At 62.2% G+C, this 22,595-nt stretch carries 26 protein-coding genes and 1 pseudogene; 12 read left to right on the top strand and 15 right to left on the bottom strand.

Annotated features, from left to right (window positions below):
* Nucleotides 1-13 precede the first annotated feature (13 nt).
* Nucleotides 14-646, top strand: a complete 633-nt coding sequence (locus tag NKI95_RS00655) for a CoA pyrophosphatase (RefSeq protein ID WP_352713193.1) — start codon at nt 14-16, stop codon at nt 644-646.
* Nucleotides 643-1,911: a CCA tRNA nucleotidyltransferase gene (locus NKI95_RS00650; RefSeq protein ID WP_352713190.1), complete on the top strand. Its 1,269-nt coding sequence runs from the start codon at nt 643-645 to the stop codon at nt 1,909-1,911. The genes NKI95_RS00655 and NKI95_RS00650 overlap by 4 nt, the downstream gene beginning before the upstream one ends.
* A gap of 3 nt (nt 1,912-1,914) precedes the next feature.
* Here NKI95_RS00650 and NKI95_RS00645 read toward each other — a convergent pair whose 3' ends face one another.
* From NKI95_RS00645 to hemF, 3 genes are all read right to left on the bottom strand, one after another.
* Entirely contained in the window at nt 1,915-2,100 is a 186-nt protein-coding gene (locus tag NKI95_RS00645) for a DUF1059 domain-containing protein (protein WP_292662162.1), read from the bottom strand.
* Between the two features lie 286 nt (nt 2,101-2,386).
* Complete coding sequence (locus NKI95_RS00640; protein WP_023679489.1) at nt 2,387-2,647, bottom strand: DUF1344 domain-containing protein; 261 nt, start codon at nt 2,645-2,647, stop codon at nt 2,387-2,389.
* Nucleotides 2,648-2,905: 258 nt separating this feature from the next.
* Nucleotides 2,906-3,820, bottom strand: a complete 915-nt coding sequence (hemF, locus tag NKI95_RS00635; RefSeq protein WP_352713188.1) for an oxygen-dependent coproporphyrinogen oxidase — start codon at nt 3,818-3,820, stop codon at nt 2,906-2,908.
* A gap of 105 nt (nt 3,821-3,925) precedes the next feature.
* On the opposite strand from hemF, the gene NKI95_RS00630 reads away from it, so the two are divergent.
* Entirely contained in the window at nt 3,926-4,183 is a 258-nt protein-coding gene (locus tag NKI95_RS00630) for a hypothetical protein (RefSeq protein WP_023679487.1), read from the top strand.
* Here the strand turns inward: NKI95_RS00630 and soxR are convergent.
* Both soxR and NKI95_RS00620 read right to left on the bottom strand, forming a co-directional pair.
* Complete coding sequence (gene soxR, locus NKI95_RS00625; RefSeq protein WP_352713185.1) at nt 4,180-4,626, bottom strand: redox-sensitive transcriptional activator SoxR; 447 nt, start codon at nt 4,624-4,626, stop codon at nt 4,180-4,182. The genes NKI95_RS00630 and soxR overlap by 4 nt on opposite strands.
* Nucleotides 4,627-4,796: 170 nt before the next feature.
* Nucleotides 4,797-5,255: a tRNA (cytidine(34)-2'-O)-methyltransferase gene (locus tag NKI95_RS00620; RefSeq protein ID WP_352713182.1), complete on the bottom strand. Its 459-nt coding sequence runs from the start codon at nt 5,253-5,255 to the stop codon at nt 4,797-4,799.
* Nucleotides 5,256-5,538: 283 nt separating this feature from the next.
* Between NKI95_RS00620 and NKI95_RS00615 the strand changes: the two genes are divergently transcribed.
* The 4 genes from NKI95_RS00615 to NKI95_RS00600 are packed head-to-tail and all read left to right on the top strand — an operon-like array spanning nt 5,539 to nt 10,214.
* On the top strand, nt 5,539-6,081 hold the full coding sequence (locus NKI95_RS00615; protein ID WP_352713179.1) for a hypothetical protein: 543 nt from the start codon (nt 5,539-5,541) through the stop codon (nt 6,079-6,081).
* Nucleotides 6,082-6,107: 26 nt separating this feature from the next.
* Nucleotides 6,108-7,997: an ABC transporter ATP-binding protein gene (locus tag NKI95_RS00610; RefSeq protein WP_352713176.1), complete on the top strand. Its 1,890-nt coding sequence runs from the start codon at nt 6,108-6,110 to the stop codon at nt 7,995-7,997.
* Entirely contained in the window at nt 7,994-9,877 is a 1,884-nt protein-coding gene (locus tag NKI95_RS00605; RefSeq protein ID WP_352713173.1) for an ABC transporter ATP-binding protein, read from the top strand. The genes NKI95_RS00610 and NKI95_RS00605 overlap by 4 nt, the downstream gene beginning before the upstream one ends.
* Nucleotides 9,878-9,899: 22 nt before the next feature.
* Nucleotides 9,900-10,214, top strand: a complete 315-nt coding sequence (locus tag NKI95_RS00600) for a DUF6665 family protein (protein ID WP_352713170.1) — start codon at nt 9,900-9,902, stop codon at nt 10,212-10,214.
* 27 nt (nt 10,215-10,241) lie between these two features.
* Here NKI95_RS00600 and NKI95_RS00595 read toward each other — a convergent pair whose 3' ends face one another.
* The gene (locus NKI95_RS00595) at nt 10,242-10,598 is read right to left on the bottom strand and encodes a cupin domain-containing protein (RefSeq protein WP_352714558.1); all 357 of its coding nucleotides are present in this window, start codon (nt 10,596-10,598) and stop codon (nt 10,242-10,244) included.
* Nucleotides 10,599-10,879: 281 nt separating this feature from the next.
* Between NKI95_RS00595 and petA the strand changes: the two genes are divergently transcribed.
* The 4 genes from petA (at nt 10,880) to NKI95_RS00575 (ending at nt 14,467) form a co-directional block, all read left to right on the top strand.
* Entirely contained in the window at nt 10,880-11,440 is a 561-nt protein-coding gene (gene petA / locus NKI95_RS00590; RefSeq protein ID WP_292662137.1) for a ubiquinol-cytochrome c reductase iron-sulfur subunit, read from the top strand.
* A 16-nt stretch (nt 11,441-11,456) separates the two neighbouring features.
* A complete protein-coding gene (locus NKI95_RS00585) occupies nt 11,457-12,758 on the top strand; it encodes a cytochrome b (RefSeq protein ID WP_352488993.1) in 1,302 nt (433 codons plus the stop codon).
* A gap of 89 nt (nt 12,759-12,847) precedes the next feature.
* Nucleotides 12,848-13,720, top strand: coding sequence for a cytochrome c1 (locus NKI95_RS00580; RefSeq protein WP_292662132.1), 873 nt, complete (start codon nt 12,848-12,850; stop codon nt 13,718-13,720).
* Between the two features lie 201 nt (nt 13,721-13,921).
* Complete coding sequence (locus NKI95_RS00575) at nt 13,922-14,467, top strand: adenine phosphoribosyltransferase (RefSeq protein WP_254819181.1); 546 nt, start codon at nt 13,922-13,924, stop codon at nt 14,465-14,467.
* Between the two features lie 43 nt (nt 14,468-14,510).
* On the opposite strand, the gene NKI95_RS00570 is transcribed toward NKI95_RS00575, so the two are convergent.
* From NKI95_RS00570 to NKI95_RS00540, 7 genes are all read right to left on the bottom strand, one after another.
* A complete protein-coding gene (locus NKI95_RS00570; protein WP_352713167.1) occupies nt 14,511-14,981 on the bottom strand; it encodes a MaoC family dehydratase in 471 nt (156 codons plus the stop codon).
* Complete coding sequence (locus NKI95_RS00565) at nt 14,978-15,439, bottom strand: MaoC family dehydratase (RefSeq protein ID WP_352466830.1); 462 nt, start codon at nt 15,437-15,439, stop codon at nt 14,978-14,980. Before NKI95_RS00565 ends, NKI95_RS00570 begins: the two co-directional genes overlap by 4 nt.
* Nucleotides 15,440-15,574: 135 nt before the next feature.
* The gene (gene corA / locus NKI95_RS00560) at nt 15,575-16,549 is read right to left on the bottom strand and encodes a magnesium/cobalt transporter CorA (RefSeq protein WP_352713165.1); all 975 of its coding nucleotides are present in this window, start codon (nt 16,547-16,549) and stop codon (nt 15,575-15,577) included.
* Between the two features lie 216 nt (nt 16,550-16,765).
* Nucleotides 16,766-17,869 (bottom strand): redox-regulated ATPase YchF, encoded by a 1,104-nt coding sequence (gene ychF / locus NKI95_RS00555; RefSeq protein WP_352713162.1) that lies wholly within the window; start codon nt 17,867-17,869, stop codon nt 16,766-16,768.
* Between the two features lie 77 nt (nt 17,870-17,946).
* Nucleotides 17,947-18,510, bottom strand: coding sequence for a hypothetical protein (locus NKI95_RS00550; protein ID WP_352713159.1), 564 nt, complete (start codon nt 18,508-18,510; stop codon nt 17,947-17,949).
* 3 nt (nt 18,511-18,513) lie between these two features.
* Nucleotides 18,514-19,248, bottom strand: coding sequence for an aminoacyl-tRNA hydrolase (pth, locus tag NKI95_RS00545; protein WP_352713157.1), 735 nt, complete (start codon nt 19,246-19,248; stop codon nt 18,514-18,516).
* 24 nt (nt 19,249-19,272) lie between these two features.
* The gene (locus NKI95_RS00540; protein WP_352713155.1) at nt 19,273-19,917 is read right to left on the bottom strand and encodes a 50S ribosomal protein L25/general stress protein Ctc; all 645 of its coding nucleotides are present in this window, start codon (nt 19,915-19,917) and stop codon (nt 19,273-19,275) included.
* Between the two features lie 223 nt (nt 19,918-20,140).
* Here NKI95_RS00540 and NKI95_RS00535 point away from each other — a divergent pair.
* Nucleotides 20,141-20,226 (top strand): annotated as a pseudogene (locus NKI95_RS00535) (alpha/beta fold hydrolase); the annotation flags it as partial.
* A gap of 69 nt (nt 20,227-20,295) precedes the next feature.
* On the opposite strand, the gene NKI95_RS00530 reads toward NKI95_RS00535, so the two are convergent.
* Nucleotides 20,296-21,045 (bottom strand): SDR family oxidoreductase, encoded by a 750-nt coding sequence (locus NKI95_RS00530; protein WP_352713152.1) that lies wholly within the window; start codon nt 21,043-21,045, stop codon nt 20,296-20,298.
* 205 nt (nt 21,046-21,250) lie between these two features.
* Nucleotides 21,251-22,495, bottom strand: coding sequence for an MFS transporter (locus tag NKI95_RS00525; protein ID WP_352713149.1), 1,245 nt, complete (start codon nt 22,493-22,495; stop codon nt 21,251-21,253).
* Nucleotides 22,496-22,595: the final 100 nt, after the last annotated feature.

The raw sequence follows: 22,595 nt of genomic DNA, 5'->3' as shown, positions 1-22,595 counted from the left end.
TGGACCGTCTATGATGGATCAGGTGACGCCGTTGCCGTTTTCCGCTGCCGAGTTTCGCCAGCGCGTCGCGGCGCAGCCACTGGCGCATGCCGGCGACGATTTTGGCGACCACCGCTTCAATCCGGGCCATGCCAGGCTGAAGCTGGCCAAGGCGCTGCGCGACGCCGCCGTGCTGATCCCGGTGGTCGATCATGGCCATGAAGCCACGGTCCTTTTGACCAGGCGGGCGGAAAAGCTGCGCAACCATTCGGGGCAGGTGGCTTTCCCCGGCGGAACCATCGATCCAACCGATGCGAGCCCGGAAGCGGCGGCATTGCGCGAGACATTCGAGGAGATCGGTCTCGATAGGGATTACATCGAGATCATCGGCCGTCTGCCGGACTACGTCTCCGGCAGCGGCTATCGCATCGCCCCGGTGCTCGGGATTGTGCGGCCCGGTTTCAGCCTGACGCTGAATTCCGACGAGGTCGATGCCGTCTTCGAAGTGCCGCTGGGCTTTCTGATGGACCCCGCCAACCACACCAGAGACAGTCGCATGTGGAATGACCTCGAATGGTTCTATTACGAGATGCCCTATGGCGGCCAGCGCATCTGGGGCGTCACCGCGGGTATCATCCGAACGCTTTATGAAAGGCTCTATTCGTGAGCAATCCGGTGTCGATTGCTGGCAAGGCCGGCTGGCTCGGCGAAAGCCACCTGCAGCGCCTGCTCGCCGCGCTCACCGACAGCGGCGAGGAGGCACGCGTCGCCGGCGGTGCCGTGCGCAACGCGCTCATCGGCCAGCCGGTCGCCGACATCGACATCGCCACCACGACGGTGCCCGAGGAAACCATCCGGCGCGCTGAGGCGGCGGGTTTCAAGACGGTGCCAACCGGCATCGAGCATGGTACCGTCACCGCGGTCGCCCATGGCAAGGCCTATGAGATCACCACGCTTCGTGCGGACATCGAAACCGACGGCCGGCGCGCCAAAGTGTCGTTCGGCCGCGACTGGAAAGCCGACGCTGAGCGGCGCGATTTCACCATCAATGCACTCTATGCCGAAGCCGATGGAACGATCGTCGATCTGGTCGGCGGGATCGCCGATATCGAAGCGCGGCGGCTGCGCTTCATCGGCGATCCGGAAGCGCGCATCCGCGAGGATTATCTGCGCATCCTGCGCTTCTTCCGGTTCTTCGCCTGGTATGGCGACGGCAGGCCGGATGCCGAAGGATTGAAGGCTTGCGCCAGGCTGAAGCAGGGGCTCGACCAGCTCTCGGTCGAGCGCGTCTGGTGGGAATTGAAGAAATTGCTGTCGGCGCCAGATCCGTCGCGGGCGCTGCTGTGGATGCGCCAGGCCGGCGTTCTGACCGCCGTTTTGCCGGAAAGCGAGAAATGGGGCATCGATGCCATCCACGGGCTGACCAAGACCGAGAAGGACCTGGCCTGGGCGCCGGACCCGCTGCTCAGGCTGGAAGCCATCGTGCCGCCGGATGCCGCGCGCATGAAAACGCTTGCCGAGAGATTGAGGCTTTCCGTGAGCGAGGCAAGCCGCCTGCGGCATTGGGCGATCACGGCTGCCGTCGATCCGAAAACGACCGAAGTAGAGTTGGCGAAAAGGCTCTATTTTGGCGACCGCCAAGGCTTTGTCGATCGGTTGCGGCTGTTGCTCGCTTCCGCTCGAGCCCGCGCGGTCGAAGACAATGACGCACTGCTCGAAGCCGGCGGCTTCTCGCGCCTGCTTGCCTTCGCCGCAAAATGGCAAAACCCTGTTTTTCCGGTCAAGGGCGCCGATCTGACGACACTTGGCGCATCACCGGGGCCGAAGCTTGGTGCAACGTTGAAGAATCTTGAAAAGGAATGGGTCGAGTCCGGTTTTGCGCTTGATCGCGGCGCGCTGCTCAAGCGCGCCGCAGAGGCACTCGAATCCTAACCGTCACGCTGCGTCGCGGGCCTTTTCGATGCGCGAGCGGATCGCCTCGATCATCGTCTCGCGGATCACCGTCTCGCCGTGCGTCTCGCGCAGATGCTCGACGGCACGGCGCATGACCTCAGCCTCCTCCTCGGCGCGTGTGTGCCACTCGCAGCCAGGTACGAGCGACCCGCAATGGAATTCCTTCATCGGCTTCTCCTCATCTCCTCCTTGGAGCGCCGCGCAGCGCACTGACACGGAAGCTCCAGACCTTTGATCTTGCGCAGCATCCGGAAACCGGGTCCGGTATCCAGGTTACACGCTGGCCAGCTTAGCATAACACGATCGAACGGTTTTGGTTGCCTTAGAGCGCCGCGCGTCCAAGCCGACACGCAGTGCTCAAGGGTACGGATTGCGAAAAGGCGGAGCATCGCTGCTCCGCCCTCTTACGCTACCCCCGGAGGCAAGACCTTGTCTTACTCCAGCAGGCAGGACATCACTTCACGATCTTGACTGCCTCAGCAATTTTGTCCTTGCCGCTCATATCCCACGTGACGCGGACCTTTTCGCCGACCTTCAGGCCAGGATCCTTGAAGGTCTGGGGCAACGTAAAGGTGGCTCCATTATCCAGAACTAGGCTCATCGCCGTTCCATCAAAGCTTTTGATCGTGCCGGTGGTGTGCTTGACCGCAGCGAATGCGGCAGTACCAGAGGCGAGAACGGCAGCGGCGGCTGCGGTCATAATAAGCTTGCGCATGGCATGCTCTCCTGGAAAATGCGGGCACCCGCTTGGGAAAGGTGCCCCATTCAATCATGGGCCGTCCGGTCACGTCGGGTCGCGGCGCTCGGGAGTAAAGAACCGCCGGCGTTTCCCGGCCCGACGCGACAAATAGCCCAATCTTTTCAATAGAATATTAGACGAAAAAGATATTTTCTGGCGCGCCTTGCGCCACATTTGCCGTCAAATTCTGGGGATTTAGACCCGATTGCGGCTCACGTTGTGCTCACCGAGATTTTACGGCCATTTCACCTCAGGCGGCAGGCTGGACAGGATCGACGCGACATTGCCGCCGGTCTTCAGCCCGAAGATGGTGCCGCGATCGTGAAGCAAGTTGAATTCGACATAGCGGCCGCGACGGATGAGCTGCTCGTCACGGTCGCCATCGGTCCAGTTATCATTGAAGTTGGCGCGCACCAGATGTCCGTAGACGACGAGAAAAGATCGCCCGACGTCCTGGACGAAGTTGAAATCGGCGTCCCAGCCGCCTTTGTCCTCGCCCGAATGCAGCCAGTCGAAGAAGATACCGCCGGTACCGCGTGGCTCGTCGCGGTGCGGCAGGTAGAAGTACTCGTCGCACCAAGCCTTGAATTTCGCGTAGTCGGCGATCGCCGCGTTCTTCTCGCAGGCAAATTGCATCGCCCTGTGGAAGGCGATCGTGTCGGGGTCGTCCTGGCTGCGGCGGCGGTCGAGCACCGGTGTCAGGTCGGCGCCGCCCCCGAACCACTGGCGCGAGGTGACGACCATGCGCGTGTTCATATGCACGGCCGGCACGTTGGGGTTCCACGGATGGGCGATCAGCGAAATGCCGCTCGCCCAGAAGGACGGGTCCTCTTCGGCGCCCGGCATCTGCTTCCTGAATTCGGGCGAGAACTCGCCATGGACGGTCGAGGTGTGGACGCCGACCTTCTCGAAGACGCGGCCGTGCATCATCGACATGATGCCGCCGCCGCCCTTGCCGGCATCGCGTTGCCACGGCGTCTTTTCGAAGCGACCGGGCGACCAGCTGGCCTGCGGCCCGTGCAGGTCCTGCTCGATCTGCTCGAAGCTGGCGCAGATGCGCTCGCGCAACGTCTCGAACCACAGCCGTGCCTTCATCTTCTTCTGTTCGATGTCGGCTGGCAGCCCCGCCGGTATCTCGGGTCGTTGCAAATCCTGTCTCCGGTTGCGGGGCGTACCCCGACAAATGACTCGTCTTTTCCGGCCGCGATCCCTAATCTCTTAGGTGCAAGGGTCAAGTGTGAATGGAGGTCTTTCGTGCGCACCCCGGCAAGACCGCCGCTGGATGGCCTGAAGAAGAGGCTCGACCGTTCACGCGCCGAGAACGCGCGCATGCCGCGCGACGGATTTCTGCGCGAGACCTTCGTGCTGCCGCGCTCCGACGCTCGTCTCAAGGCGAAGGAATGGTTCGAGCGCTTTCCCAAGCAGGCCTATTGGACCGAGATCGAGAGCTGGTTCGAGCGGCCGGGCGACGTCATCGAATTCACCATCAGGCGGCTGCCGGCGGCGGATTAACGCTCGATCAGCAAACGTCTCGCTCCCGGCCCCCGGGTGCTCAGCCGGTCGCCCTTGTTCCTCAGCGGGCATTTGTCGATCGACATGCAGCCGCAGCCGATGCAGTCGGTCAGCCCATCGCGCAGCTTCTTGAGCTGGGCAATCTTCTGGTCGAGCTCGTCGCGCCAAGCCGTCGAAAGCAGGTTCCAATCCTCGCGCGTCGGCGTTCGGCCTTCGGGCAATGATCGAAGTGCGGCGCTGATCTCGGCCAGCGAAATGCCGACCTCCTGCGCTACCTTGATGATCGCCACACGTCGCAGCACGTCGCGGCCGTAACGCCGTTGGTTGCCTGATGTGCGGTGGCTGCGGATCAGCCCGCGTGCTTCGTAGAAATGCAGCGCCGACACCGCCACGCCGCTGCGCGTCGCCACCTGGCCGACTGTTAATTCGGTTGCCGCAGCCATCTCCGATTTTCCGCTTGACCTCAAGTTAAGTTGAGCTTCTAGCGAAGAAGCCTCGAAGATGCAAACGGCAGGAGAAGGCGATGTGCGTCTGGATGAGAATGACCGGAGAGGACGCAGTGTTGCGCGAGGACGACGCCTTGGTCGCTGCGGCCGGCGATCACGTACACATCCTAGCGGAGCTGCCGGATCGCCTCGGCCGCCACCATCGCAACGGAAAGCGCGACGTTGATGCTGCGCGCGCCGAGCTGCATCGGGATGATCAGTCGCGCATCCGCCGCCTCGTGGACGGCATCCGGCACGCCTGCGGATTCGCGGCCGAACAGGAGAATGTCATCGGTGGCGAAGACGAAATCCGTGTAGGCGACAGCGGCTTTGGTCGACAGCAGCACCAGCCGCCGCTTGCCAAGTTTGCGCCAGTCCTCGAAGGCGTGCCAGTCGACATGCCGGGTGAGCGCCGCCATTTCGAGGTAGTCCATTCCGGCCCGTTTCAGCGCCCGGTCACTGAGCGGGAAGCCCGCCGGTTCGACGATGTCGACGCCGAGACCGAGGCAAGCGGCGAAGCGCAGGATTGTCCCGGTATTGCCGGCGATATCCGGCTGGTAGAGCGCGATGCGGAGACGGTCGTTCATTTCCGCGTCTTTCTAATAAGTGGCAGATCAGCCACAGAGCTCTCGCGGTTTTGGAAATTCCTGGACTGGCGGGTGGTCATTTTCTGCGAAGTCGGTTATACGGCCAGCATTGTCAACCCGAACCGATGGAGGGGTAATTCATGATGGCCATGCACATCCACCACCCCTCTCGTGGGCTTACCAGCCCGACGGCGGATTCGGCACGACGATTCTCCTGACTTTCTAGACTTCAATCGCACCGATTCCCGCCGAAACCTTTTTCGGCCTTTGAAGGAATCCTGCGATGTTTTTCAAGCTGTGGAAGGGGCTGAACGCCCCACCTGAACACACTTCGACCGATGTGACCTTTGCCGCGCTGCGCGTGCCCGCGGCCTGGGTTGGTTCACCCTTCTATCTGCATCTTCAACTGGAGGACGGACCGATGTTCGATCCCTGTAGAATACCCGGCTCAAGAAGCCTGCACGAGCGCAAGACTGCGACCTGGGCGCTTTTGATCGGCGAGACCTACTCGTCAGCGGTTCACGCCGAGACCCGCCAGCGCCCGCATCGCGGCATGCTGCCGGACGTCGATTTCTCGCGCGCCGTTCCGGACCATAGCCGGCCGTCGCTGGTGCGCCGGATCATCAGGGTGATCCGGCCTGGTGCAAAAACCGACGCGAAAATCCGGATCGTCAAAACGTCGTCAGCATCGTCAAACGAGACTGTCGGCGAAAGGCCCGCGACAACCTATATAGCGCGAAGCAGGACCGGCGAGGCGGACGATTCCGTATCGCCGGTCCTTGACGCCATGCGGTCTGGGCACCTCGTCCGTTCCCGTGCCGCGTGAGCGGAACTAATATTGTGAGCATCACTATGTTTAGCTGGTTTGAAAAAAGGCTCGATCCGTTCCCTGCCAAGGAGCCGGTCGAGCCGCCAAGGACACTGATCGCCTTCTGCGTGCATTATACGCGCGGCGCGTGGCCCTACATCGCTCTCGATGCGGTACTGGTGACGGCCATCGCCCTTGCCGAGGTATGGATGTTCGGCTTCATGGGCCGGATCGTCGACTGGCTGTCCGGACAGAATCGCGAGACGTTCCTGCAGACCGAAGGCTTGAAGCTGGCCGGCATGGCCTTCATCGTGGTTTTCGCGCTGCCGGCGACGGTCTGGTTCCATTCGCTGCTCAACCAGCAGACGCTGATGGGCAACTATCCGATGCGCATCCGCTGGCAGGTGCATCGCTATCTGCTCAAGCAGTCGATGAGCTTCTATCAGGACGAGTTCGCCGGACGCATCGCGACCAAGCTGATGCAGACGGCGCTCGCGGTGCGCGAATGCGTCATCAAGCTCATCGACGTCCTCAATTATATCGTCGTCTATTTTCTTGGCATGCTGTTCATCGTCGGCTCGGCAGACTGGCGGCTGGCTGCGCCGCTTGCCGCCTGGCTTGCCGGCTATGTCCTGCTGTTGCGCTATTTCATCCCGCGGCTGGGCAAGGTCGGCGAGGAGCAGGCCAATGCGCGCTCAACCATGACCGGCCGGGTCGTCGACAGCTACTCCAACATCCAGACGGTCAAGCTGTTCTCGCATGCGCGGCGCGAGGCATCCTTCGCCAAGGACGGTATGGCCGGCTTTCTCGACACGGTTTACCGATCGATGCGGTTGGTTACGCAGCTCTACGGCCTGCTCTACGTCCTGAATTCGCTGCTGTTGTTTTCGGTCACCGCAATCTCGCTATGGCTGTGGCTCGGCCAAGCCGTGACGATCGGCGCGGTCGCCCTGGTCATCGGCCTCGTGCTTCGGCTCTGGGGCATGTCGCAATGGATCATGTGGGAGATGTCCACGCTGTTCGAGAATATCGGCACGGTGCAGGACGGCATCGCCTCGATCTCGCTGCCGCGCCTCGTCGAAGACCGGCCTGGCGCCAAGGATATTGCCGTGACCAAGGGGGAGATCCGTTTTGAGGACATCCGCTTCCACTACGGCAAGCAGAAGGGCGTGATCGAAAGCCTGTCGCTGACGATGAAGCCGGGCGAGAAGGTCGGCATCGTCGGCCGTTCGGGTGCCGGCAAGTCGACGCTGGTCAATCTTCTGTTGCGCTTCTACGACCTCGAAAGCGGCAAGATCCTGATCGACGGCCAGGACATCGCGGCGGTGGCGCAGGACTCGCTGCGCGCCCAGATCGGCATGGTCACGCAGGACACCTCGCTGCTGCATCGCTCGGTACGCGAGAATATCCTCTATGGCCGGCCGGACGCCAGCAACGAGATGCTGATCGAGGCGGCGCGGCGCGCCGAGGCGCTGGATTTCATTGCCGGGTTGTCGGATTCGAGCGGCCGCAAGGGTTTCGACGCGCATGTCGGCGATCGCGGCGTCAAATTGTCCGGCGGCCAGCGGCAACGCATTGCCATTGCCCGCGTCATGCTGAAGGACGCGCCGATCCTCATTCTCGACGAGGCGACGTCCGCGCTCGATTCCGAGGCCGAGGCGGCCATCCAGGAGAACCTCTACAAGCTCATGCAAGGCAAGACCGTCATCGCCATTGCCCACCGGCTGTCGACGATCGCAGCCATGGACCGCCTCGTCGTCATGGACAAAGGCCGCGTCATCGAGGAAGGTTCGCATGAGGAACTCGTTGCCAAAGGCGGGCTCTACGCCCAGCTTTGGCAGCGCCAGTCGGGCGGCTTCCTGCTCGACGACGGCCCCTCTGCCAACGATGCAGCCGCCAACGATGCACTCGCCAAGGGTGAAGCCGCCGAATGATGACTGCCATCTACCGCTGGTTCGAGAACTGGGTCTATCCATTCCGGGAGCCCGCGGACCTTCGGCCACCTGCCGGCGTCAGGGGTTTCCTCTGGCACTATGTCGGGCAGGCGAAGATCGCCTTCTTCGCCATGCTGGTGATCGGCGGCATCGCGCCGCTGGTCGAAGCCGGATTGTTCTATTTCGTCGGGCGGCTGGTCGACATCCTCGACCAGCTTCCTGGCGAACGCAGCTGGCACGCGCTGTGGACTGCCGCCGGCCCGGAACTTGTCTTCATGATTGCCGTGGTGCTGGTCATCCGCACCATCGTCGTCGGCCTGTCGGCGCTGGTTGACGAGCAGACGATCACGCCGGGTTTCTACAATCTGGTGCGCTGGCAGGCGCATCGCCATGTCTCGCGCCAATCCTACGCCTTCTTCCAGAACGACTTTGCCGGACGTATCGCGACCAAGGTCTGGCAGGCGGGACAGGCGACCGGCGATCTGATGGAAAGCTTCATCGAGGTCGTCTGGTTCATGGTCGTCTATACGGTGACGACGCTGGCGCTGGTCGCCGGGCTCGACCTCCGGCTGGCGGTGCTGGTGGTGATCTGGATTACCGCCTTCGGCCTGCTGGCCAGACGCTATGTGCCGGCGATCCGCAAGCATGCCGAAGCCACCGCCGAAGCCGGCTCGATGATCACCGGCCGCATCGTCGATTCCTATTCGAACGTGCAGACGCTGAAACTGTTCTCCGCCGATGGCGACGACCGCTATATCAGGAACGGCTTCGACATCTATCTCGACGCGCTGCGCCCGTTCACCCGCCGGCTGACCGGCGTGCGCATGGCGCTGACGATGCTGTCGGGGATCATGATCACCGCGATCGCCTGCTTTGCCGTCTATCTCTGGGTCGAGGGCACGATCACCGTCGGCGCCGTGGCCTTCACGCTGTCGTTGGTGTTGCGGCTGAACATGCTGCTCGGTCGGCTGATGATGCAGCTCAACAGCATATTGCGGAACCTCGGCGTGCTGGAAAACTCCAAGGCGCTGATCTCGCAGCCGCTCGGCCTGACCGATGCACCGGACGCGAAAGAGCTTGTCATCGGCGGCGGCCGCATCGACGTAAGCAACGTCGAGTTCCACTACGGCAAGGGGTTCGGCGTGCTCAACGGCATCGACTTGGTGGTGCGGCCGGGCGAAAAGGTCGGGCTGGTCGGACCGTCCGGCGCCGGCAAGACGACCTTGGTCAATCTGATCCTGCGCCTCTACGATCTCGAGAGCGGCAAGATCACCATTGACGGGCAGGACGTTGCCAGGGTCACGCAGAACTCGCTGCGCGCCAATATCGGCGTTGTTAGCCAGGATACGGCACTTTTCCACCGCTCGCTGCGCGACAACATCAAGCTCGGCATGCCGGAAGCGACCGACGCCGAGGTGGTCGCGGCAGCGGAGAAGGCCGAGGCGCACGAGTTCATCCTCGGTCTGCGCGACAATCGCGATCGTATTGGCTATGAGGCCTATGTCGGCGAGCGCGGCGTCAAGCTCTCCGGCGGCCAGCGCCAGCGCGTGGCGATCGCCCGCGTCTTCCTCAAGGACGCACCGATCCTGGTGCTCGATGAGGCGACCTCGGCGCTCGATTCCGACATCGAGGCGGCGATCCAGGAAAATCTGGCAAGACTGATGGAAGGCAAGACGGTCATCGCCATCGCGCATCGGCTGTCGACCATTGCGGCACTCGACCGGCTGGTGGTGCTCGACGAGGGCCGCATCGTCGAGCAAGGCACGCATGACGAGCTGGTCGGGCTCGACGGGCTCTATGCCAGGCTGTGGAAGCGGCAGTCCGGCGGCTTCCTGTTCAACGAGGAGAGCGCGCTGGCCGAGACCCGGCCAGCGGAGTAGTTTCTAAAAACCGGAGTAGACCATGGCGGTGAGAATGCCATCGAATTTCGGACGGTCCGGCGCGCAGGAGAGCGCGTTGGACCTGCTTGGCCATGAAATCCTCGGCGAGAAGGCGGCCGCGCTCGGCCGCGCCGGCCGGCGTGTCGAGGAAATGCTGGCGAAGCTGCGCGAGAATGGCAACGGCGTCGACCGTGCCCGGCTGCTCAGGGATGCAGCCGAAGCGGTGCACGGGTATTTCATCCAGCGCGAACTCTGCGGCCTGCGCAAGCACGACGCGGTGATCCGGGAATACAACATTCCCAAGGCCGTGCTGGCCAGGCTCGGCGCCAGCCCATGATCCGAACCGGAATTGGTTTGGGAGGCGTTATTCCAGCCACTCGGTGATGAAGCTGCCGTTCTCGTGTATGTCGGTGGTTTCCAGCGGGCCAGGCCCGAGATTGGTGAATTTGTGCGGCGTGTTCGGCGGTACGATCAGTATCTGGCCGGCTGTGGCCTCGATCTGCCGGTCGCCGAGGGTGAACAAACCGGTCCCGGTCCGGATGATAAAAATCTCGCAATAGGGATGGCTGTGCAGCCTGGGGCCGCCGCCGATCTCGGGCAGGTAGTTGAAGATCAGGCAGCTGCGGGAGCCGTAAGCTCCGCCTTGCAGCTCGCCCTGCCAGTGGTCGGGCCAGCGGTCGGGCGCTTCGGCCCATTTGTCGCGGTCTATGACATGCGCCATAGGCCGAGGATAAACCGGGCCAGCGCCAGCTGTCGAGGCGAACGCAGCCATTTGGTTTTGCTGCTGTTTTCCAATCGTTCCGCCGTGCGAATTGCGTCCCCGCGACAATCTGCCCTTGTGCCTTCACCCGTCTGGACAAAAACAGGCTTCACGCATAAACCCAAGTCCCAAATGCCGGAGGAATTCGCTAGCCTGTTCGCCATGCGCTGTCGGGCCGGCGCGATTGAGCGGGGAACAAGGCTCGGCCGCCGGCACGGTAGAGGCGAAAGGATCAGGCACCCGTGAGCGCAACCGACACCCAGGATCCCAACCGTCGTGATTTTCTCTACATCGCCACCGGCATGGCCGCAGTGGTCGGCGCGGGCGCCGTTGCCTGGCCGTTCATCGACCAGATGCGCCCGGATGCCTCGACGCTGGCCCTCGCCTCGGTCGAGGTCGACGTCTCTTCGCTGACGCCGGGAATGTCGCTCGTCGTGAAGTGGCGCGGCAGGCCGGTGGTCGTGCGCAACCGCACCGAAAAAGAGATGAAGGACGGCGAGGCGGTCAATCTCGCCGAGCTCAAGGATCCAATCGCCCGCAACGCCAACCTGCCGGCCGACGCGCCGGCAACCGACGCCAACCGAACCACGCCGGGCAAGGAAGCCTGGATGGTGATGGTCCAGGTCTGCACCCATCTCGGCTGCATCCCGCTCGGCCAGGAAGGCGATTTCGGCGGCTGGTTCTGCCCATGCCACGGTTCCGTATACGATACTGCCGGCCGCATCCGGAAGGGGCCGGCGCCGGAGAACATGGCGGTACCGGTGTTCCAGTTCATTTCCGACACCAAGATCCGTATCGGCTGAGGCAAGGGATATTTCCATGAGCGAGGGACACTCGACCTATACGCCAAAGACCGGCATCGGACGCTGGTTCGATTCGCGCATGCCGCTGCCGCGGCTGGTCTATGACAGCTTCATCGCCTATCCGGTGCCGCGCAATCTAAACTATGCCTGGACCTTCGGCGGCATCCTTGCGCTCATGCTGGCGGCGCAGATCCTGACGGGTATCGTGCTGGCCATGCACTATGCGGCCGACAGCACTCTCGCCTTCGATTCGGTCGAGAAGATCATGCGCGACGTGAATTCGGGCTGGCTGCTGCGCTACATGCATTCGAACGGCGCGTCGTTCTTCTTCATCGCCGTCTACATCCATATTTTCCGTGGACTCTACTACGGCTCCTACAAGGCGCCGCGCGAGCTGCTGTGGATCCTCGGCTGCATCATCTACCTGCTGATGATGGCGACCGGGTTCATGGGCTATGTGCTGCCCTGGGGACAGATGTCGTTCTGGGGCGCTACCGTCATCACCGGCTTCTTCACCGCCATACCGCTGGTTGGTGACTGGATCCAGCAGCTTCTCCTCGGCGGCTTCGCCGTCGACAATCCGACGCTGAATCGTTTCTTTGCGCTGCATTACCTTTTGCCGTTCATGATCGCCGGCGTCGTCGTGCTGCACATCTGGGCGCTTCATGTCGTCGGCCAGAACAATCCGACCGGCATCGAGGTCAAATCGAAGACCGACACGCTCGCCTTCACGCCTTACGCGACCATCAAGGACGGGTTCGGCATGATCGTGTTCCTGTTCGTCTTCGCCTATTTCGTCTTCTACCTGCCGAACTATCTCGGCCATCCGGACAATTACACCGTCGCCAACCCGCTGAAGACGCCGGCCCACATCGTCCCGGAATGGTACTTCCTGCCGTTCTACGCGATCCTGCGCGCCATCACCTTCAATATCGGGCCGATCAACTCCAAACTTGGCGGCGTGCTCTGCCTTTTCGGGGCGATCGTCATGCTGTTCCTGGTGCCGTGGCTCGACACCTCAAAAGTGCGCTCGGCGGTCTACCGGCCCTGGTATAAGCTCTTCTTCTGGCTGTTCGTAGCCGACTCCATCCTGCTGGGCTGGCTGGGCTCGCAGCCGGCCGAGGGCAGCTATGTGTTCATGGCGCAGATGGCGACGCTGTTCTACTTCGCCTTCTTCCTGGTAGCGCTGCCGGTGCTCGGGCTGATCGAAAAGCCGCGGCGCCTGCCGAATTCGATCACCGAGGCGGTGCTCGAGAAGAACAAGGGCGGCGGTGGACATCCTGCCGGCGCCACGGCCGCGCCGGAAACCAAGGGCTGAGCATGATTCCGAAAAGTGGAAACCGGTACTCGGACAAGGTCATGCTCGAGACGGTGACAGCGCGTCAGAGAATCTCAAGGGGATTTGGCATGAAGAAGATTCTCACCTCGCTGGCGCTGCTTGGCCTTGTTGCCGCGGGCATTGGGGTCGCGGGCACTGGAGCCAACGCCCAGGAAGAGGCGCACAATGAGGCGGCGCCGACGCATTTCCCGATACACGAACCGAAGGAAATGGATTGGAGCTTCGCCGGGCCGTTCGGCACCTATGACAAGGCGCAGCTGCAGCGCGGGCTGAAGGTCTATAAGGAAGTCTGCTCGGCCTGCCATTCGATGAATTTGGTGGCGTTCCGTACACTGGAGGGCCTTGGCTATTCGGATGCGCAGATCAAGACTCTGGCGGCCGAATATACGATCCATGACGGACCGAACGATGCCGGCGACATGTTCGATCGTCCCGGCAAGCCGTCCGACCATTTCCCGGCGCCATTCCCCAATGCGGAAGCGGCGGCGGCGGCAAATGGCGGCGCAGCACCGCCCGACATGTCGCTGCTGGCCAAGGCGCGCGGCATCGAGCGCGGCTTCCCGCGCTTCGTCTTCGACATCTTTACGCAATATGCCCAGGGCGGCCCCGACTACATCCACTCGCTGCTGACGGGCTACGACCAACAGCCGCCGGCGGGTATGGTCATACCGGAAGGCACGCACTACAATCCGTACTTCCTGTCCGGCGTGTCGCTGAAGATGCCGAAGCCGCTCTCCGACGGCCAGGTGACCTACGATGACGGCGCGCCGCAGACCGTCGATCAATATTCGCGGGACGTGTCGGCCTTCCTGATGTGGGCGGCCGAGCCACACCTCGAGGACCGCAAGAAGACCGGCTTTCGCGTACTGGTCTTCCTGCTGCTGTTCGGCGCCCTGGTCTACCTGACCAAGCGCAAGGTGTGGGCTGGCGTGGCGCACTGAACGCTGCGACATACGAGAATGCAAGGGCGTCGAAAGGCGCCCTTTTCATTGCAGGCACAGCCGACGCTGAGCAAGGCCCTTTGCCGGACAATTTTCCGTCAGGCGTCACATGGCGGTAGCCGGACTTAGCTGCGCCGGGTTACGATTGGCCAATTCCTTTCACGTCTTCAGCCGAATCTGAATGGCCCGGAGAGCCGCTTGATGAAATCCTCGCTCGAAGAGACGCTGCTTGCGGCGATCCGCACCATTCCGGATTATCCCAAGCCGGGCATCCTGTTTCGCGATATCACCACGCTGCTCGGCAATGCGCGGGCCTTCCGCCGCGCCATTGACGAACTGGTGCATCCCTATGCCGGCCTGAAGATCGACAAGATCGCCGGCATCGAGGCGCGCGGCTTCATCCTCGGCGGCGCCATTGCCCACCAGCTCTCGGCCGGCTTCGTGCCGATCCGCAAGAAGGGCAAGCTGCCTTACGAGACAGTGCGCGTCGCCTACAGCCTGGAATACGGGCTGGACGAGATGGAGATGCACAAGGACGGTGTTTCTCCAGGCGAGAAGGTAATCCTCGTCGACGATTTGATCGCCACCGGCGGCACGGCCGAGGCTGCCGTCAAGCTATTGCGGCAGATCGGCGCCGACATCCTCGCCGCCTGCTTCGTCATCGACCTGCCGGACCTTGGCGGCCGCGAGAGGTTAGAGGCGCTCGGCGTGCCGGTGAGGACGCTGATCGGGTTTGAGGGGCATTGAGCGTTTCTTCCTTCTCCCCCGTGGCAGAAGGGAAGAACTCCGCTCACTCCACCTTCACCAGCACGGCACTTTCGAATTCGATGACCTTGTCGCCGGTCGAATCGAAGGCCTCTGAGCGGAGCGTCAGCAGCCGCCAGCCCGGTCGCGAGGCAATGGGGCGATGGGCCAGCGCGGTGCGGGTGAAAGTCACGGTTTCCCCGGCATAGACAGGTTTGGGCCATTTGAGGTTGTTGAAGCCGGGCGAGGGGCCGAATTCCGGCACCGGCCCGGGGCCGGGCCAGCGGGCGACCTCTGCCTCCATGCCAGCCTCGAGGTTCAATTTCATCCAGGTGGCGGCGGTGTGCCAGCCCGAGGCGCAGAGCCCGCCGAATATGCTGTTCCTCGCCGCCTCTTCGTCGACATGGAATATCTGCGGGTCGTATTTGCGGGCGAACGCCTTGATCGCCTCCGGTTCGAATCGATGCGAACCGAGCGTGACGGTGATACCGATACAGAAGAATTCGTCGAGGCTCACGCACTGCCCTCGCGGGTGAGGAACATGACGGTGTTTTCGAGCTCGAAAACACCTTCGCCGCGCTGGTTGAACAACTCGCTGCGCATGGTCACCAGGCCAAGCCGGGGCTTCGATCTGGACAGGCGCTTGGCAAGGACGGTGGTGCTGCCGCTCAACAGGTCGCCGGCCAGGACCGGCCGTTTCCATTTGACCTGGTCGACGCCCGGCGCGCCCTGGGAAGTAGAGTCGAGCAGGAAGGCATCGCACAGCATGCGCATGAACATGGCGCAGGTGTGCCAGCCCGAAGCCGCCAGCCCGCCGAGGATGCTGGCCTTACCCGCGGCCTCGTCGAGATGCATCGGCTGGGCATCGAACTCGCCGGCGAATTCTATGATTTCGGCGGCGCTTACCAGCTTGGTGCCGAGGTCGAGCGAAGCGCCCTCGACGAAATCCTCATAAGCCCAGGTCTTTGCGGTCATGGTCTGGAAATCCGGTTCAGGATTGTACAATCGCTACGGGTCGGGGTCCCGGATGCAGGCAGGGCGGCATTTGGTCAAGCAATTTCTACTGCGCCAGCCCGCTGCGCCCAAGCCGCAGCGGAGGTATTGATGACCCTATAGCCAGCCGCGGCGGCGGAAATACCAGAAGGGCAGGATTGCCGAAAGCACCATCATGCCGATGGCGAAGGGATAGCCAAAGTGCCATTTGAGCTCGGGAATGATATCGAAATTCATGCCGTAGATCGAAGCGACAAGCGTCGGCGGCAGGAAGATGACAGCGGCGACGGAGAAGATCTTGATGATGGCGTTCTGCTCGATCGAGATCATGCCGAGCGTCGCGTCGAGCAGGAAGCTGATCTTCTGCGACAGGAACGTGGCGTGGTCGGCGAGTGACAGCACGTCGCGCGACAAGGTCTTGATGCGGGCGCGGGTATCCTTGCTCATCTTGGTTTGCGTGGAGGCATGGGCGAGAAACCCGGCAAGGCGCTGCAGCGAGATCAGGCTGTCGCGGATCGAGGAGGCGAGGTCCTCCTTGCGGCCAATGCCTTTCAACAGCTCCTGGAAGTCGCGGTTGCGCTTGGAAACCTTGGTCGAGCGTGCCTGGAAGATGTCGCGCGAGATCGCCTCGACGTCGCGGCCGGCGCGCTCCAGAATGTCGGCGAGGCGGTCGACGATCGCCTCCAGTAGTCCGATCAGGATGGTGTCGCCGCTGGTGCAACCGGTCGCCACCTTCTCGGCGCGTAGCGGAAAGGTCTTAAACGCCTTCGGTTCGTGGTACCGCACGGTGATCAGCCTGCTGCCGGCGAGCACGAAGGTAACCGGCGACATCAACGGATCGTCCACCTCGGTCTGCGCAGGCAGAATGGCGGTCATGAAGTAGGCGCCATCCTCGACGTAGAGACGGCTCGAGATCTCGATCTCTTCCATCTCTTCGCGGGTCGGAACGGCGATGCCGAGCCAGGTCTCAATTGTCGTCTCTTCTTCCTTTGTCGGGTTGAAGAGGTCGACCCAGACGACAGTGTCGCTGTTTTGCAGGAGATCGTCGACCAGGCGCAGGCGATCATTGTCGACGACGAAGGCCTTGATCATCGCCGGGTCTCCCTTGCTGTTGCCAAAGAGCGTTCGTTTGGAGGGGGCGCGTCAGTCAGATCGCACGGACACGGGCAGGCGAGGCGCGAGGCCGGTGCAGAGGCCCCTTAGACCCCGCACGACGGCCCGTCAAGCAGCGCAAGAGGCACTGCGACACCCTGCTTTGAAGTTTGTCATCGAGCGACGGCAATGGTGACCATTGGGCTCCCTCGCCGGTCAGGTGTTGAACTTGAACAGCATGATGTCGCCGTCCTGGACGACATACTCCTTGCCTTCGTCGCGCGCCTTGCCGGCCTCCTTGGCCGCCACTTCGCCGCCCAGCCTGACGAAGTCGTCATAAGCGATGGTCTGGGCGCGGATGAAGCCGCGCTCGAAATCGGTGTGGATGACGCCTGCCGCTTGCGGCGCCTTGGCACCCTTGTGCACGGTCCAGGCGCGTGTCTCCTTCGGCCCGACGGTAAAGTAGGTGATGAGCTGGAGCAACTCGTAGCCGGCGCGGATGACCTTGTTCAGGCCGGGTTCGTCCAGACCGAGCGTTGCCAGGAATTCCATTTCCTCGTCGTCCGAGAGCTGGGCGACCTCGGCCTCGATCGCCGCGGAAATCACGACGGTGCGGGCACCTTGCGCGGCGGCCATCTTCTCGACCGCCCTGGTATGCGCGTTGCCGGTGGCGGCATCGGCTTCCGCGACGTTGCAGACGTAAAGCACCGGGTGTGAGGTCAAGAGATTCAGCCCCTGCAGGATGCGCAGGTCCTCAGCCGAGATGCCATTGAGCAGGATGCGGGCGGGATTGCCGGCCTGCAGCAGTTCAAGCGCCGCTTCCATCATCGGAAGTACGGTCGCTGCTTCCTTGTCCTTGCCGGCGGCACGCTTGCGGATCTGCACGATGCGGCGCTCGAGGCTGTCGAGGTCGGCAAGCATCAATTCGGTCTCGACGGTCTCGGCATCGGCGACAGGATCGATGCGGCCCTCGACATGGGTGATGTCGTCATCCTCGAAGCAGCGCAGCACATGGACGATGGCGTCGACCTCACGGATGTTGGCGAGGAACTGGTTGCCAAGCCCTTCGCCTTTCGAGGCGCCACGCACCAGGCCGGCAATGTCGACGAACGAGATGCGGGTCGGGATGATCTCCTTCGACTTGCCGATCGCGGCGATCTTCTGCAGGCGCGGGTCGGGCACCGCCACCTCGCCGGTGTTCGGTTCGATGGTGCAGAACGGATAATTGGCGGCCTGCGCCGCCGCCGTCCTGGTCAGCGCATTGAAGAGCGTCGACTTGCCGACATTGGGCAAGCCGACGATGCCGCATTTGAAACCCATTTTTGTCTGGTCCTATCGGGAAATCGAAATTTGATCAGGGCTATGGGCGAAAGCGCCGATGATCGTCAAGGAGCAATTCAATTCAGACGCTGCGCGATGTCATCGGTGCCTATCGCCAACGCGCGAACGCCGGACCTGCTCAGTATTTGCAGAAGATGCCAGAACGCGTCGACATCTGCGGTTCCGAAATCGATCGTCAGTTGCCCGTCGAGCAATTGCACACTGTGAATGATGTTTCCGACGGTCTCCGATGTTTCACGCTCGCCATCGATATCGAACCAGCCGCGAAACCATTCGTCGAAGAGATCGCCATCGAGCTCATTTACGGGGAATTTTAAATGAACCTCGTCCCATTTGAACGGTGAGACGAGGACATCCATTCCACCAATCCCGGCGTGAATATCCGGAGAGAATTTCACATAGGTTTCGCTATTGATGAATTGTGGATTTGGCTGTCCGTCATTGCCGACGAAATCAACCGCGATGAGATTTCGATAGAACGAATCGACATTCGAAAACTTGATCTCGGTTGCATGCGACCCTTGGCTGTTGCGAGCAAGTTCGCCGGCAGCGGCGACGAAATAATCAACATACTTCTGTCTGATGAGACGGACCAATTCCTGAACGTCATCCAGATCCATGGCTCAGTCCTTGCCGCCAAAAAGCTTCTTCAGCATAGCCGCCATCGGGCCGGTTTCGGGCAGCTTGGCCGCCGGCTGCTGTGGCCGTGCCTGGCGGACGTGGCTTTGTGCCTTTGGCGCCTTGGGCGCCTTGGGTGGCGGGCGGTCGTCGTCGCCGGTCGGCGTAAGCTTGTCGCGCAAGGCCAGCGTCACGCGGTTCATGAAGGAATTGTCGTCGCCCTTGGCAAGCAATCCGGCATCGTCGGCGATAGCGTCGAGCAGCACCTCCAGCCACTCGCGGTCGGCCTTGGCGAAATCGCCGAGCACATGGCCATGCACCATTTCCTTGACCCCGGGGTGGCCGACGCCGATGCGCACACGGCGAAAATCCTTGCCGACGTGCTGGTCGAGCGAGCGGATACCGTTGTGGCCGCCGGAACCGCCACCGACCTTGACCCGCACCTTGCCGGCGGCAAGGTCGATCTCGTCATAGAAGGCAGTCAGTGCCGAAGGGCCGAGCTTGTAGAAGCGCAAGGCTTCGCCGATCGACTGGCCGGACAGGTTCATGAAGGTCTGCGGCTTGATCAGGATCACCTTTTCGCCCGCAAGCGTGCCTTCGGCGATCAGGCCCTGGAATTTCTTCGACCAGGGCGAAAAGGAATGGCGGCGGGCGATCGCGTCCGCCGCCATGAAGCCGACATTGTGCCGGTTGTTGGCATATTTCGCGCCCGGATTGCCGAGGCCTGCAAAGACAAGCATCGTCGCCTCCGGGCGGGAACGGGGTTACTTCTCTTCGGCGGCAGGAGCCGCTTCGGGCGCAGCCACTTCAGTCGTCTCTTCCGCAGCCTCCGGCTTCATCGCCGAGGAGCCGGCAATGGTCGCGATGGTGAAGTCGCGGTCGGAGATCACCGGCTTGACGCCGGCCGGCAAGGTGACGGCCGAAATGTGGATCGAATCGCCGATATCCGTGCCGGTGAGATCGATGGTGATGAAATCCGGGATCGCATTGGCCGGGCAGTGGAACTCGACCTCGTGGCGCACGATGTTGAGCACGCCGCCGCGCTTGATGCCGGGTGACTTGTCTTCATTGATGAAGTGCACGGGCACATCGACATTGACTTCGGTGTCCTTGCCGATGCGCAGGAAATCGACATGGACCGGGAAATCCTTGACCGGGTCGAGCTGGAAGTCCTTGGGCAGAACCTGGATCTTGTTGCCGTCGACATCGATCGTGGCGACCGTGGTCAGAAACCCGCCGCCATGGATCTTGTAGTAGATGTCCTTGTAGGTCAGCGCAATCGCCAGGGGAGGCTGCTTGTCGCCGTAAATCACTGCAGGCACTTTACCGTTGCGGCGAACTGCACGGGCGGACCCCTTACCGACCTGTTCGCGCGCTTCGGCCTTGAGCTCGTAAGTATCGTGGCTCATGGCATTTCCTTTCGCGTTGTTCTGGAGCGTTCGCGGCCGGCAACGTGCCGGGGCCGTAAACGTCGAAAGCCGACATAGCTAACGCATGACCTGGTCCGAAAACCGGAATCCACTTTTCGGGATCATGCGGGAAGGCGGCCTTCCGCCGCGTTGCCTCCAAGGGTGTCTACGCGGGTGGCGGCTCTATAGCGGAAGGCGGAGCGGGGTGCAAGTCATGGCAGGCAAGGTCTACAAGGGTTTCCCCCGTGGCATGGCGACACCCATGCCGATGTCATCAACGCCGACCTGCTGGCCTTCTTCAGGGCGTAAGGCCTTTCAGAACGTAACAAAAAAACACCCGCCATCTGGCGGGTGTTCTTGTGTCAGGTCGTGTCGATGTCAGGCGATGCTCAAGCCGCCATCGATCAGCATTTCCGCACCGACCATGAACGGGCATTCGTCCGAAGCAAGAAAGACCACTGCGTTGGCAATTTCCTCGGCGGTTCCGAAACGACGGGCAGGCACTAGGCCGACCACAGCTTTCGCGCGCGCCTTCGCCGCTTCGGGGTCCAGCCCAAGTTTGTCGTTGAGCGGCGTGTCGATCGGACCCGGGCTGATCACATTGGCGCGAATACCGCGTTCTATCAGTTCGCCCGAGAGCGTCCGGGCGAGCGAAATCATGCCGGCCTTGGCCAGCGCATAGACGTGCGTTCCAGCCATTCCCATATGTGTGTTGACCGAGCCGCTGAGGATGATCGACGACGGGTTCGAAAACAGCGGAACGAGCGCCTTGACCAGGAAGTACGGCCCCTTGAGGTCGACATCGATGCTCCTGTCAAACGCGGCCTCGGTCCAGTCGCCAAGCGGGCGCAGGTCGGCGATACCGGCATTGAGGAAGAGAGCGTCGAGCTTGCCGAAGGTTTCCTCGATCCGCCGTGCTATGTCGTTCTGGGCAGCAGCATCTCCGGCGTCGGCGGCAATGACAAGCACATCACTGCCGAGGATGGTGCGCGCCTCCTCGAGACGGCTCGCATTGGTTCCGGTGATAGCGACGCGCGCACCTTCCTCGATGAAACGTCGCGCCGTCACCAGGCCGATGCCGCTGGTACCGCCGGTAATCAATGCGACCTTGCCTTTTAGTCTGGACATAAGCGAATTGCCTTTCCTGGCGCGGAGCGCTGCGCAGCATCAGGGCTGAGCCCGGTATGTTCAACTTGAAGGCGTTGCTGACCAAAATTTTGCCTTCAGGGGTGACCCTCTCTAACAGGCTTTTCACCCGGCGTATGGTGAAGGAATCATCGAGGGCGCGGCAACTGCCGCGCCCTCGTATCAATTCCGAAAGATGAACTGATTTTTAGCTGGCCGCCGCCTCCACCTTCCTCGCTTCCTTCATGTTAGGCAGGAGGACCGTCAGTAGCCCGAGTAGCGGCAAATACGAGCAGACCTGGAAGACGAAATCGATGCCTTTCATGTCGGCGACGACGCCAAGCACGGCGGCCGCGATGCCGCCCATGCCGAAGGCGAAGCCGAAGAAGATGCCGGCGATCATGCCGACCCGGCCGGGCACCAGTTCCTGGGCGAAGACGACGATGTTCGAGAACGCCGAGGACAGGATCAGCCCGATCAGCACGGTCAGCACCATCGTCCACTCGAAATTGGCGTAGGGCAAGGCCAGCGTGAAGGGCAGCACGCCGACGATCGAAAACCAGATCATCGCTTTCTGTCCGTAGCGGTCGCCGAACGGGCCGCCGAGCAGGATGCCAAGGGCCGAGGCGCCGAGGAACAGGAACAGCATGACCTGCGACATCTGCACCGAAACGCCGAATTTATGGATGGCATAGAAGGTGTAGTAGCTGGACAGGCTGGCGATGTAGGCGTTCTTGGTCAGCACCAGCAAGGTAAGCACCAGCAGCGCGCCCATCACCTTGCGGCGTGGGAAGGACGAAACGAAGCTTGCCGCCTTGCGGTTGCCGATTGCGGCGCGCAGCCGGCTGTACCAGCCGCCGACCTGCCACAGCACGATGATGCCGATCAACGAGCCGCCGGCAAACCACGCGATGCTGGTCTGGCCGAAGGGCACGACGATGAAGGCTGCCAGCAGCGGCCCCATCGCCTGGCCGAAATTGCCGCCGACCTGGAACAGCGACTGTGCAAGACCGAACCGGCCGCCGGAGGCGAAGCGGGCGATGCGCGAGGATTCCGGATGGAAGATCGCCGAGCCGATGCCGATCAGCGAGGCACCGATGAGGAGCAGCGTGTAATGTCCGGCATAGGCCAGCACGACCAGCCCGATCAACGAAGACGCCATGCCGTAAGGCAGCGAATAGGGCATCGGCCGCTTGTCGGTGATCATGCCGATCACAGGCTGCAGCAGGGATGCCGTCACCTGGAAGGTGAAAGTCAAAAGGCCGATCTGCCAGAAATCGAGACCGTAATTGTCCTTCAGCAGCGGATAGATCGCCGACAGCAACGACTGCATGATGTCGTTGATGCAATGGCAGAAGCTCACCGCCAGGATGACGGTGAAGGCCGTCGCCTGAGCTGAAATGTGGCTGGCCGCTGCCGGCTTGGCGTCGGCGGTTGCTGTGGTGTCGGTCAAGGCAGGCTCCGTGGTCTTTTTGGCGGGCGCTCCCGCAGTCGGTCTTATGTGCCGGCTGCCTTATACGTTGCTTGTCACGCGACTTCTTTCGTGGTTTGGT

It is taken from the genome of Mesorhizobium sp. M0306 (assembly GCF_040321655.1).
Taxonomy (GTDB): Bacteria; Pseudomonadota; Alphaproteobacteria; order Rhizobiales; family Rhizobiaceae; genus Mesorhizobium.
The sequence above is the reverse complement of the archived record's forward strand: the minus strand, read 5'-3'. Positions and strand labels throughout refer to the sequence as shown.